At 47.6% G+C, this 12,685-nt stretch carries 13 protein-coding genes and 1 other annotated feature; of the genes, 11 read left to right on the top strand and 2 right to left on the bottom strand.

Annotated elements, in window-relative coordinates:
- Nucleotides 1-116: 116 nt before the first annotated feature.
- Nucleotides 117-1,040, top strand: a complete 924-nt coding sequence (locus tag C7R73_RS01970; RefSeq protein ID WP_161525845.1) for an AEC family transporter — start codon at nucleotides 117-119, stop codon at nucleotides 1,038-1,040.
- A gap of 92 nt (nucleotides 1,041-1,132) precedes the next feature.
- On the opposite strand, the gene C7R73_RS01965 is transcribed toward C7R73_RS01970, so the two are convergent.
- Nucleotides 1,133-1,630: an ECF transporter S component gene (locus C7R73_RS01965; RefSeq protein ID WP_106448895.1), complete on the bottom strand. Its 498-nt coding sequence runs from the start codon at nucleotides 1,628-1,630 to the stop codon at nucleotides 1,133-1,135.
- A 170-nt stretch (nucleotides 1,631-1,800) separates the two neighbouring features.
- Between C7R73_RS01965 and C7R73_RS01960 the strand changes: the two genes are divergently transcribed.
- From C7R73_RS01960 to C7R73_RS01920, 9 genes are all read left to right on the top strand, one after another.
- Nucleotides 1,801-2,664 (top strand): pyridoxamine kinase, encoded by an 864-nt coding sequence (locus C7R73_RS01960; protein WP_106448894.1) that lies wholly within the window; start codon nucleotides 1,801-1,803, stop codon nucleotides 2,662-2,664.
- 46 nt (nucleotides 2,665-2,710) lie between these two features.
- Nucleotides 2,711-3,628: a ketopantoate reductase family protein gene (locus C7R73_RS01955; protein ID WP_106448893.1), complete on the top strand. Its 918-nt coding sequence runs from the start codon at nucleotides 2,711-2,713 to the stop codon at nucleotides 3,626-3,628.
- Between the two features lie 395 nt (nucleotides 3,629-4,023).
- Nucleotides 4,024-5,832: an oligoendopeptidase F gene (pepF, locus tag C7R73_RS01950; RefSeq protein WP_106448892.1), complete on the top strand. Its 1,809-nt coding sequence runs from the start codon at nucleotides 4,024-4,026 to the stop codon at nucleotides 5,830-5,832.
- Between the two features lie 13 nt (nucleotides 5,833-5,845).
- Nucleotides 5,846-6,049: a YwbE family protein gene (locus tag C7R73_RS01945; RefSeq protein ID WP_086626980.1), complete on the top strand. Its 204-nt coding sequence runs from the start codon at nucleotides 5,846-5,848 to the stop codon at nucleotides 6,047-6,049.
- 141 nt (nucleotides 6,050-6,190) lie between these two features.
- Nucleotides 6,191-6,421, top strand: a binding site (T-box leader).
- Between the two features lie 73 nt (nucleotides 6,422-6,494).
- A complete protein-coding gene (locus C7R73_RS01940; RefSeq protein ID WP_106448891.1) occupies nucleotides 6,495-7,145 on the top strand; it encodes an amino acid ABC transporter permease in 651 nt (216 codons plus the stop codon).
- Nucleotides 7,138-7,860, top strand: a complete 723-nt coding sequence (locus C7R73_RS01935; RefSeq protein WP_106448890.1) for an amino acid ABC transporter ATP-binding protein — start codon at nucleotides 7,138-7,140, stop codon at nucleotides 7,858-7,860. The genes C7R73_RS01940 and C7R73_RS01935 overlap by 8 nt, the downstream gene beginning before the upstream one ends.
- 29 nt (nucleotides 7,861-7,889) lie before the next feature.
- Nucleotides 7,890-8,741 carry a transporter substrate-binding domain-containing protein gene (locus C7R73_RS01930; protein ID WP_106448889.1) on the top strand — a complete coding sequence of 284 codons (852 nt, stop codon included), beginning with the start codon at nucleotides 7,890-7,892 and terminating at the stop codon, nucleotides 8,739-8,741.
- A gap of 87 nt (nucleotides 8,742-8,828) precedes the next feature.
- Entirely contained in the window at nucleotides 8,829-9,665 is an 837-nt protein-coding gene (locus tag C7R73_RS01925; protein WP_161525844.1) for a transporter substrate-binding domain-containing protein, read from the top strand.
- 258 nt (nucleotides 9,666-9,923) lie between these two features.
- Nucleotides 9,924-10,583, top strand: a complete 660-nt coding sequence (locus tag C7R73_RS01920) for an undecaprenyl diphosphate synthase family protein (RefSeq protein WP_106448887.1) — start codon at nucleotides 9,924-9,926, stop codon at nucleotides 10,581-10,583.
- Nucleotides 10,584-10,710: 127 nt separating this feature from the next.
- Here C7R73_RS01920 and C7R73_RS01915 read toward each other — a convergent pair whose 3' ends face one another.
- Nucleotides 10,711-11,691, bottom strand: coding sequence for a hypothetical protein (locus C7R73_RS01915; RefSeq protein WP_106448886.1), 981 nt, complete (start codon nucleotides 11,689-11,691; stop codon nucleotides 10,711-10,713).
- Between the two features lie 254 nt (nucleotides 11,692-11,945).
- Here C7R73_RS01915 and C7R73_RS01910 point away from each other — a divergent pair, with 254 nt between their 5' ends.
- Nucleotides 11,946-12,620 (top strand): type IV toxin-antitoxin system AbiEi family antitoxin domain-containing protein, encoded by a 675-nt coding sequence (locus tag C7R73_RS01910; RefSeq protein ID WP_106448885.1) that lies wholly within the window; start codon nucleotides 11,946-11,948, stop codon nucleotides 12,618-12,620.
- Nucleotides 12,621-12,685: the final 65 nt, after the last annotated feature.

Below are 12,685 nucleotides of genomic sequence, written 5' to 3'. Positions count from 1 at the left end.
TATGGCCTGGGACGTAGAGGTCGAATCGTGAAACTGAATCGAAAACGCAATTTCAGTGGAGAACTGTGTTAGAATTTGGATATATAAATTGATGGGACAGGGGAGGCGTTCGGTTTTTGGATGTTAGGGTTGTATTTGGTAGGATGATCATGCTGGTGTTGATCATGTTTGTGGGCTATCTCGCGACGGTCATGAAAGTTTTCGACAAGCACGCGAATGCCAATTTTGCAGCATTGATCACGTATGTCACGGTGCCGGCGCTTGTTATCGCGTCCGTTGAGGGCGCAGGTGAGGTAGGTACGAAATCGGACACGCTCTTCGTCCTGTTGACCGCGACGCTGATGTATCTTTTCACTGTCGGATTGGCCAAGTTCAGTCCAAAACTCTTCCGCGCGGATAAAGAAACGGAAGGAATCATCGAATTCCTGACCATCTTCACGAACAACGGCTTCATGGGGCTGCCGGTCGTGCAGGCCATTTTCGGAACAGGAGCGCTTTTTTATGCATCGCTGTACGGTATTCCCAATAACCTGTTGATCTATTCTTTGGGTGTCTTCCTGATTGCGAAAGGTTCCAAAAAATCGCGGGCGAACTGGAAAGCAATCCTGTTGAATCCCGGCAACCTCGCTTCGCTGTTCGCAGTTTTCGTTTTCCTGTTCGACATCAAATTGCCGACGTTGGTGATGGATACTGCCACCAGCATCGGAAATATCACTTCTCCGTTGGCGATGATCATCATTGGCGCGTCATTGGCCGACATCGATATCCTAGGCGCCTTCAAGGAATGGAAAATCTATCTGTTTGCGTTCTACCGCATGATCGTGATTCCGCTGTTCCTCTGGTGGGCTTTGAAGGGCATCCTGACGAACCCGACCATGCTGGGGATCCTCGTCATCATCTCGGCCATGCCCGGCCCGGCGATGGCTGTGGCGCTGTCCATGCAGTACGGAGGCAACACAGCCTTCTCAACGCGCTACGTTTTCATTTCGACACTGCTCTCGGTATTCACGATCCCGCTATTGGCGGCGCTGCTTTTTTGAACGGCATATATGCAGAAAGAACGCCCACTCCGCACGATTCGCGGAATGGGCGTTCTTTCTGGTTTTGGGTAATCGTTGCGTGCGCGCAGTCGTTATTTGAATTTCTTCGTGATGTAAGGGTTCAACCAACGGTACAAGAGGGTTGACAAGAAAGCTCCTACGAGACCTTGCGCGATGTTCAACGGGAATGAAGCAATCGCAGCGCCGAAGCCGAAAAGGATCGTGTCCCCGATGGCGTATCCGATCGCCATCCAGATACCGGCGATCCCGGTGGCAAGCCACGGCTTCTTGTGGTCCATTTTCTGAAACAACCAGCCGGCAAAGAATCCTTCCAAGCCTTTCACGACAAAGGTGATCGGCGCATAGAAGGCATAACCGGCGAACAGGTCGGCCAACATGCTGCCGAGTGAGCCAACGAAGAAGCCTGCGCTGCCTCCGAAGGATAGACCGGCCAACAGAAGCACCATGTCTCCCAAGTTAACGTAACCGTAAGGAATCGGAATGCGGAACAATAAGGTCATGACGACAGTCAGCGCCATAAATAAGGCCAAAACAACCAATCTGTAAGTACTGCTTTTTTCAGTTTTCATGCAATTCGCCTCCAAGCATTATTTTTAATTATAGTCCTTATGCAAAAGTTTGCACTCTTTTTCTCATCGTTTTCATAAGAATTTTCAAAATGATGGAAAAATGAGAAAATCCAATGAAAAGATGATAGAATGGGAATAATTGAGTTTCTAAAGTAAAGGGGTGCAAGCATTTGAGTCAACCGAGAGTACTGCTTATCCAAGATATTTCCGCCAGTTGCCGTATTTCCATGAACGTGGCGGTTCCTGTAGTGAGCTGCCTGGACAATTGGGTGAGCATCCTGCCGACTGCGCTATTATCCACCCATACGGGTAAAGAATTTGAAGGCTATACCTTTTTGGATCTGACCCAGGAAATGGGGGGAATCCTGCAGCATTGGCAATCATTAGGTATCAAATTCGACGGCATCCTGATCGGCTATCTGGGTTCGCGCCAGCAAATCGACATCGTACGGGAGATTATCCATACATTTGCGGCCGAGGATGCCCACATTGTTCTCGATCCGGCGATGGGCGATCAAGGCGTTCTTTATCCGGGTTTCACGCTGGAATATGTGGATGAGATGGCGGCGCTCTGCAATGAAGCAACGGTGATCACGCCGAACGTGACGGAAGCCTGCTTTTTGACCAAACGCCCCATGTTGAAGAAGCCTTATAAGGAAGCCGAGGTTGCGGGATTATTGGCTGATTTACGGGTGTTGAATCCGAAGAGCGTCGTGCTGACGGGGGTTTCTTTGGAAACGGAAACGATCGGTGCTGTCTGCGTCAGCCAAGACGTGCCTGAAGCGCATTATACCTTCGCGAAACATTTTCCCGGCCATTACGACGGCGCGGGCGATCTCTTCACGAGCGTCATCGCGGGGTTGCTTTTCCAGAATCTACCTTTGACCGCAGCCACTGAAACTGCCGTTCGATACAACAGCATGGTAATCGAGCGCACTCTGAAAAGTGGACGCGAACTGCACTATGGCGTCCAATTCGAGACGGATTTGCCGTATCTGATCGAACAGTTACGCAAATACAAACAGGCAGAATGACCGATGCAACATCAAACATTCATCACTTGGAAAGAGGCGTGAGAAAATGAAGATAGAAACTGTAGCCATCATTGGATTGGGCGCTTTAGGAATCCTATACGGAAACCATTTCACGAAAGCCATCGGAAAGGATCGCGTGCGCATCGTCGTCAACAAAGAGCGGATGGCGCGCTACCAGGAACAAGGCATTTCCTTCAACGGAGAACCATGCGATTTCCAATACGTCGACGAAACGGATGCCAGTCTGGAACCTGCAGACCTGGTCATTCTGGCGGTGAAGGGGACCCAACTGGATGAAGCAATCGAAACCGCCCGCAACCAAGTCGGACCGGAGACTACAATCATTTCGGTCCTGAACGGTATTGCCAGCGAAGAAGTAATCGGCGCGGCATTCGGCGATGAGAAGGTCGTCCACTGTGTTGCCCAAGGAATGGATGCTTTGCGCATCGGCAATGATGTGAAATCTGTGCATATCGGCGAACTGCGCATTGGTCTCGACGCCCCGGAAAAACAGGCGCGTTTGGATGCTGTCGCGGCTTTCTTCGAAGAAACGGCCTTGCCGCACGTGGTTGAAGCGGATATCCTGCACCGCATGTGGGCGAAATTCATGCTAAATGTCGGCGTGAACCAAGTGCTGATGGTGAAGGAAGGCACTTTCCGCGACATCCACGAGGCAGGACCAACCCGCGATCTGATGATCGCCGCCATGCGCGAAGTTTTGCCGATCGCCCAGAAGGAAGGCGTCAACCTGACGGAAACCGACCTGGAAAATGATTTGGCGATCATCGACGGACTGACGCCGCTGGGGATGCCGTCGATGCGCCAGGATGGCATTGCGAAACGGCCTTCAGAGGTTGAGTTGTTTGCAGGAACCATTCTGAAAAAAGCGAAAAAATATGGACTGCCTGCACCGACGAACCAGTACCTCTATGATCAGGTCCAAGCCATCGAAGCAACTTACTGAGAGAACGGATTACCGGCCTTCGCGGGCGAAGGCATCAAGCCCTCGCTAGCGGGGGCTTTTGCGTTGTTGCTGAAGGTTCATGCAGCTCCGGATGATTTTTGGCGAGCCCAACTCCGGCGGGGCCCTCCTCGCCGGAGCTGAGGCGAGCGCAAAAGCTTCACCTCTGACGAACCCTCGCTCGACGGAGGACAGCCTGCGGTTTCGCGCCCAGCTCCGGCCAACATTCGCTCACAGGAGCAGAGCAAATCACCGGAACCCCAACTCCGATGAGAAGGGCGCTCACCGGAGGAAAGCTGAGGGCAAGCGCGACACCCGACGCCGACAGCATTTTTTTGTTATAATGGAAGCATTCATTCGACATTCGTCAAAAAGCACGAAAAAAGGAGCAAAAAATCATGACACAAGAACAACTGAAAAACCGCGCGGACGTCCCTGAGGCATTGACTTGGGATGTGACCGCCCTTTATAAAACACGAGCAGACTTCGAGGCCGCTTTGAACGGTCTAAAAGTTGCAACAGCAACCTTCGCAACGACGTACGAAGGCAAACTAACGGACGCCAAAACGATCCTTGCCGCTATCAAGGAATACGAAAAGCTCATCGAAACCGCAACATTGGCGGATCACTATGCGATGATGCCGGAAGCGACCGACCTGACTGATCCGGACAACGTCGAGCTGTCCCGCCAAACGGCGAACGCGATGGCTGACATCAGCGCCCAACTGACTTTTTTTGAATCGGAACTGATCGGCTGCGATGCCGCTGTCCTCGATCAGGTCGTTTCGGAAGAAGCGCGTTTCGCTTCCTATATGCGCCACATCAAGAAAAATAAAAAAATCCAGTTGGCGCCTGAAGTCGAAAAAGCGTTGGCCCAATTGGCCCCGACATTGGATGCGCCGAGCGCAATCTATGAGCAGGCCCGCCTTGGCGATATGGACTTCGGCACTTTCACGGCCGACGGAAAGGAATATCCGCTGAGCTTCGTGCTCTATGAGGATTACTACATGTATCATGACGATACGGCAATCCGTCGGGCAGCTTTCGACAAATTCTCTGCTGTCCTCAGCGATTACGAGAACGTGGTCGCGACTGCTTACTATACCCAGCTGCAGAAGGAAAAGACGCTGGCGACGATGCGCGGTTTCGATTCCGTGATCGACTATCTGCTCTACGGGCAGGAAGTGACGCGCGATCTGTATGACCGCCAAATCGATACGATCATGAACGACCTGGCGCCGGTAATGCAGAAATACATCACCCATCTGAAGGAAATACGCGGACTGGACAAAATGACTTATGCCGACTTGAAGATTGCGCTCGATCCGGAGTATTCTCCGCAAGTATCGATCGAGGAGTCGCAAATGATGGTGCAGGATGCCATAGCGGTCCTGGGCCAGGATTATTCGGACCGGATCATGCAGGCTTATCCGGAGCGTTGGATCGATTTCGCCCAGAACATCGGCAAATCGACAGGCGGATTCTGCACCAGTCCATATGGTACGCACCCTTACATTCTGATGTCATGGGCGAACCAACTTTCGGACGTCTATACGCTGATCCATGAATTGGGCCATGCTGGCCAGATGATCCTGTCGAACGAAAACAACAGCATCCTCGGTTCGGAGCCATCGTTGTATCTGATCGAAGGCCCATCCACCTTCAATGAACTGCTGTTGACGGAGTCATTGGCGCGCAAGAGCACGGATGCGCGCATGCAGCGCTTCGCTTTGACGAAGATGCTTTCTGACACCTATTTCCATAATTTCGTCACGCATCTGCTGGAGGCGGCCTACCAAAGGGAAGTCTACGACTTGATCGATGCGGGCAAGAGCTTCGATGCCGGAAAATTGAGCGAAATCAAACGGAACGTGCTGGAACGATTCTGGGGAGAAGCTGTGGAAATCAACCCCGGAGCGGAGCTGACATGGATGCGCCAGATCCATTACTACATGGGGCTGTATTCCTACACCTATTCGGCCGGCCTGACGATCGCGACGCAAGCTTTCCTGCGCGTCAAAACGGAAGGCGAACCGGCTGTCGGAAAATGGTTGGAATTTCTGGCGCTAGGGGACCAATTGGAATCCGCAGAAGCCGCAGCATTGGCCGGTGTGGACATCAAAACGGACCAGGCGCTGCAGGACACGATCCATTATTTGGACGAAGCAGTCGATCAAATCATCACACTAAGCAAAGAACTTGCTTAAGAAAGAGGAAACTATGGACGGAAAACTCAGAAAAAACATCAAAATCGGCGCTTTGGTCGATATCGTCTTGAAGAAAGACCAACGCACCGGGAAATTGACAAGAGGGCATGTGAAACGGTTGTTGACGAACAGCCCTAATCATCCGCACGGCATCAAAGTCATGTTGGTTGAAGGCGACCAGGTCGGGCGCGTGCAACAAATCGTGGATGAAGCATAAATTGGAGTGAAAAATGAGAAAAAGATCGAGTGATCGCTACTTTTCTCAGAAAAAGGAATCATATGAAAATCCGATGATAGTTTTTTTGTTGACAGTTCTTTTCAAATCTTATATTATGATTTCATACCACAACTGAATAAAACAAAGTCAGTGATGAAGAGAGTAGATTTGAATATTTTCTCCAGCGAGCCGGGACAGAGTGGAAGCCCAGCAGTAAAATATCAGATTGAAGCGCACTTCGGATGACGAAAAGGTGAACGTTCAGTAGCCTTTTACGCAATTTATGCGTTAATTTAATCGAGGTGGATTTGTTGTTTCACAGCAGATCAACTAGAGTGGTACCGCGGAATCAAACATTGACCCGTCTCTTGTAGCAATACAAGGGGCGGTTTTTTAGTACCCAGAGCAACACCAGCAAAAACATAAAAAAGGGGATTATATACAAATGGATTCAACTTTCTTTGAGACCTATATGCCGATTTATTTCCAAGGCGCAGGTTATACGATTGGCCTTTCGATCAGCTCGATCGTACTGGGCGTCATCTTGGGGACGGGATTGGCATTGATGAAAATGTCGCCCAACAAGTTCCTCAGCATATTAGCGAATGGGTACATCCAAATTGTGCGGGGTACACCATTGTTGGTGCAATTATTCATCATTTATTACGGCCTGTACGTCATCAATATCGAATTGCCTGACTTCCTGTCCGGCGTCATCGCTGTATCATTGAACTCTGCAGCCTACATCGCCGAAATCATCCGTTCCGGTATCCAAGCGGTCGACAAAGGCCAAATGGAAGCCGCCCGCTCGATCGGGATGAGCAAATCAATGGCGATGCAAAAAATCATTTATCCACAAGCCATCAAGAATATCCTTCCGGCTTTGGGTAACGAATTCGTTACGCTGATCAAAGAAACATCGATCGTTTCCGTGTTGGGCTTGCGCGACTTGATGTTCGCCGCAAATACGGTCCGCGGTGCGACCTTCTTGCCATTCGGCCCCCTAGTGGTCGCTGCCGTGATGTACTTCATCATGACATCAATCGTCTCTAAATTAGTGGACATTCTAGAAAAGAGGTTGAAACAAAGTGATTAAAACAGAACAACTTACGAAATCTTTCGGTGACAAGCAAGTACTGAAAGGCATAGATGAACAAATCAACTCGGGTGAAGTGGTCGTTATCATCGGCCCGTCCGGATCGGGGAAAAGTACGTTTCTGCGTTGCATGAACTTGCTTGAGGAACCAACATCCGGTAAAGTGATTTTTGAAGGCCAGGAAATCAATAAAAAAGGTGTGAATATCGACTCCATCCGCACAAAAATGGGCATGGTTTTCCAGAGCTTCAATCTTTTTCCGCATCTGACGGTACTGGATAACATCATGATCGGACCGCAGCAAGTCAAGAAAGTACCGAAAGACAAAGCTGAAGCGATCGCCAGAAAATTGTTGACGCGCATGGGCATGTCCGAGAAAGCTGATGTCTATCCACAATCCTTATCGGGCGGACAGAAACAAAGGATCGCAATCGCACGAGCTTTGGCAATGGAACCGGATATGATGCTGTTCGATGAACCAACATCCGCGCTTGACCCGGAAATGGTCGGCGAAGTGTTGCAGGTAATGAAGGACCTTGCGTTGGAAGGCATGACGATGGTAGTCGTAACCCATGAAATGGGCTTCGCAAAAGAAGTCGGCGACCGCATCCTTTTCATGGATGACGGCCAAGTGATGGAACAAGGAACACCGGATGAGATTTTCAATCATCCGAAAAGTGAGCGGACAAAGGATTTCTTATCGAAAGTCCTATAAAATAAAAAAAGAAATTTGGAGGGGTTAAGATGAAAAAAGGATTATTGAAATTAGCTTTGGGTGCAATGAGCATTCTTGCTTTGGCGGCATGCGGCAATACAAGCGAGACAGCGGACAGCTCCGCTACAGATTCAGCAGCTACAACAACGACTGATAAATTGCAGGAAATCAAGGACAGCGGCAAATTGGTGATGGGGACATCAGCGGATTATCCTCCATACGAATGGCACCTGATTAAAGATGGAAAAGATGAAATCATCGGATTCGACATCGATATCGCACAAGCAATCGCTGATGAATTAGGCGTTGAGTTGGAAGTCAAAGACATGGACTTCGATGGACTGATCCCAGCGTTGACGACCGGTAAAATCGATATAATCATCGCTGGAATGAACGCCACTGAAGAAAGAAAACAAAGCGTTGATTTCACGGATGTCTACTATACGCAAACAGACATTGTCGTGATCAGAAAAGAAGATGCGGATAAGTTCACTTCAGAAGACAGTTTGAAGACAGCTGCATTGGCAACTCAAAAAGCGACTGTCCAAGAAACGTATCTACTGGAAACTTTCCCAGATGCTGAAATCCAATCCGTACCGAAATGGAACACAGCAATCATGTCCTTGACGACAGGAAAAGTTGATGCTGTCATGATGGTGGATACCGTTGCTAAGCAATTCATTGCACAAAATGATGACTTGATGGTTGCTAACTTTGATATCAACAGCACGCCAAATGCAGCAGCTATCGCAGTTGCGAAAAATGGAGGCGACTTCCTGGAAACAGTCAACAATATCGTAAATGAAATGAAAGAAAGCGGCAAAATCGAAGAGTTATACCAACTTAACGATCAAATCGTAACAGACAACACAGCAGAATAAAAAAGTAACATACCAATAAAAGTGCAAGGGTGCTCTGAAAAGGGCATCCTTTTTTTGAGACAATCAATGAATGCGGAGGAATCACGATTGAAAAAAGGGTTTATGAAAATGGTTTTGGGAACGATGAGCCTCCTGGCTTTGGCGGCATGCGGAAACACAAGCGGGACAGCCGACAACGCTGCGACGGATGGAAGCAGCGCCCTGCAGGAAATCAAGGACAGCGGCAAATTGGTCGTCGGAACTTGTGCGGATTATCCCCCGTATGAGTGGCATCTTGTGCAGGGCGGAGAAGACAAAATCATCGGTTTCGACATCGATATCGCCCAAGCCATCGCGGATGAACTGGGGGTCGAGCTGGAAGTCATAGATATGGACTTCGACGGCCTGATTCCGGCATTGTCCACAGGCAAAGTCGATATGATCATCGCCGGCATGAACCCTACGGAAGAAAGAAAACAAAGCGTTGATTTCACAGACATTTACTATACTCAAAAGGATGCCCTGGTGATCAAGTCGGAGGATGCGAAGGATATCCGATCGGAAAACGACCTGAAGAAGTCCAGACTGGCGACGCAGAAAGCGACGATTCAAGAGGAGTATCTGCTGGAGAACTTTCCGGATGCTGAAATCCATTCCGTACCGAAATGGAACACGGCCATCCTGTACTTGGTGACCGGCAAAGCGGATGCCGTATTGATGGTGGAGACTGTTGCGAGGCGATACGTCGAGGAGAACGAAGGCCTTGAAATCGCCGACTTCGACGTCGCCAGCACGCCGAATGAATCAGCCATCGCCGTCGCGAAAGAAAGCGAAGATTTTCTGGATGCGGTGAACGACATTTTGGACGAAATGGAAGACAGCGGCAAAATCGAGGAACTGATCCGTACGAATATTGAGATTATGGATGAGAACACCGGGGTTTAGTTGGATAGCAAAAAAAGAGAAGGAACAGTCAGCCGCGGAGGTGATTGTTCCTTCTCTTCTTTTGTTTATTTTTGGAGGCTTTATCCTTCGCAAACTCACCGATCGATAGCAGTTTCTCGTACGTTTCGTTCTGGACGCCCTAGAAGTAGGGTTAGTAATAGATATTTGACATTGTATGAATTATTCGGGTATATGATTGCTTATTTAGCAAGAATTCAGTTACAATAATAAGGAGATAACTTAAAGGGGGGGAATCAAATGGCAACATTTAAACGTTTACCTAAGCACATTGGGATTATTCCAGATGGCAATAGACGATGGGCTCAAGAACATGGACTTGAGAAACAAGAAGGTTACAAATTTGGTATAGAACCTGGTTTGGAACTGTACCATCTTTGTTTAGAGTTAGGCATTGAGGAAATGACCTTTTATGGTTTCACAGTAGATAATACCAAACGCCCAGCGGAACAAACACAAGCATTCCAAAAAGCCTGCGTAGATGCAGTTAATAAATTGAAAGATAGAGATGCAGATTTACTTGTTATTGGAAATACTGACTCCCCGCTGTTTCCAAAAGAATTACTGCCTTACACTAAACGAACTGCATTTGGGAAGGGTTTAATTAAGATTAACTTCTTAGTAAATTACGGTTGGAATTGGGATTTGAACTATGGGATAAAACAAGCAGATTTTAACCCTAAAGATGACATTACCAAAAAAATTGCTTCTTCAGATATCTCACGAATGGATTTAATTATTCGCTGGGGCGGCAGAAGAAGGTTAAGCGGCTTTTTGCCGATTCAATCGATTTATTCCGATTTTTATGTAGCCGAAGAAATGTGGCCAGATTACAATATCAATCAAGTACATGCAGCATTGCAATGGTACCAAGATCAAGATATTACATTAGGTGGTTAACAGATCGAGCGTGAAACTTAATTAGAGAAAAATAAAGTAAGTCTAATCCACCATTAGCTGGATAATAAAAAAAGAGAAGGGAATTGCCGGTAGGTCCGGGTTTCCTTCTCTTTTTTGTCCCACAGAATTACTTTTTCTTCTTCAAATCCATGTAGCCGTTGTACACCGTTGCGAAGATGCCGAAGAGGATGCCGACGATCGGAAAGATGATCCAGGCGCTCGCCCAAGCGTAATAGACGAAGCCGGCAATCAGATAAATGGCCGCTGCCAGCGGGAAGACGACACCCGCTACGATGCCGACAACTTTATTCTTCTCGGCCTTATCCTTCGCAAATTCGCCGATCGACAGCAGTTTCTCGTAGGTCTCGTCCTGGATGCCATAGAAGATAAACAGGAAGACGCCGATTGCGATGAAGCTTAATAGAAATACAAGCGACAGGCCGTTATCCTCACCGAGCAGGACTACGGAAAGCAGCATGGAGACGGGCGCCAGGATGCAGAGGGCGACCCCGATCGCGACAGCGACGGCCAATCGTGGCCGGAAGGCTTTGTGATCAGCTTTCAGACGGGCATAGGTTGTGGAGTCGAGTTTGACCCGTTTTTCCTCCAATTCAAAGTGCTGCTCCTTCATGCCGTAAAGGATAAACAAGGCGACTCCGGCTGCGACAAAGATGAACAGCGGCACGAGCGTCAGTATATCCATCAGGTCACTCGTACGGCCTCCCTGACCATTCCGATAGCCTGCAAGGTACTGGCCGAGAAACAGGCTGGCTGGGCCCATAATGCAGAGGAAGACGCCAGTCGCCATCGCCCAGGCGAAGTGATGACGATGATCGATGTATTCGTCCACTTGTTCGGGAGTAAGGTAGACTTCATTTTGGAAATTTTCTGCAGGTTCAGTGGGTATGTCCGAAACTGTGTAGTCATCAACATTACCATGAGCCGCTATGGCAGCGCTGATCGCCTCGTGCTCGCTTTTGCCTTCTGATTTCAGTTGTTGGTACTTGTTTTGCATGCTATTTAACATGGCATTCTTTTGGTCCAATACTTCTGGCGTCTTTGGCAGATTCGCAAAGACGGATTCAACATAGTTTTTAATCGTATCCATAGCTTTTTTCTCCCCATTCCTGATGGTGTTTCTGATTTGACAGATAGTGTAAATGCCCCATACGGACTGTACATAACTAAAGCTGATGATTGCTTTTATATCAACTAAAGTGTAGCACTTTTAGATGGGACGGGGAAATGATATGAGCAGAATAAAGAGATGCAAATGGCGGTAGATGATGAGTGGAATGATTTGATTATAAAACTATAAAGATGTATGATTTATAGTATGAAATTCACCGAGGAGTAGTGTTCATGAAAGACGGAAATTCGAAATCAAAAACAAGAAATAACAGCACGGATTTAAAGCGACTACAAACAAAAATTGGAGATAAACAAATTGAGGAGACAGTGAAAGATGTCGTAAACGAACAAAGTGGAATTTTTCAAGTGAAAGATCTTACCGCGCAAGGGATCCATCCTGAACAATTTCAGCGATATTTAAAAAAAAGTGGGAAAATCGAAAAAGTTGCTCATGGTATGTATGTGCGTGTTGACGAATTCACTGATGAATTTCAATTGCTGCAAACTCGTTTCAACAAAGGGATATTTTCTTATGAGACAGCCCTGTTTTTGCATGATTTGACGGATGTAACGCCCTTTGATTATCATATGACATTTCCGCAGGGATACAACAATAAACGTCTCACTGAATCAGGTGTTATTCCCTCATATGCTGTGCCTGAACGATACAATCTCGGTATTAGTAAGATTCAAAGTCCCTCTGGAAATATCATCCGAGTGTACGATGTTGAAAAAACGTTTTGCGACATATATAATCCCCGCCACAAAATGGATAAAGATGTACAATTGATTGCTTTAAAAAAATATATGAAACGGAAAGATAAGAATCTCTCTAGATTAATGCAGTATGCGAAAATCCTTAAGGTTGAAAAAAAATTACGTCCATACTTGGAGGCTCTTTTGTGATAGATATGAAAGAATAAATCTGAGGAGTATCTAATATGTTGTTGGGCTACTGATAAACTCCTCTT

The sequence above is a fragment of the Trichococcus alkaliphilus genome (assembly GCF_003008695.1).
GTDB classification, from domain to species: domain Bacteria; phylum Bacillota; class Bacilli; order Lactobacillales; family Aerococcaceae; genus Trichococcus; species Trichococcus alkaliphilus.
This window is presented reverse-complemented; position numbering and strand designations above follow the sequence as displayed.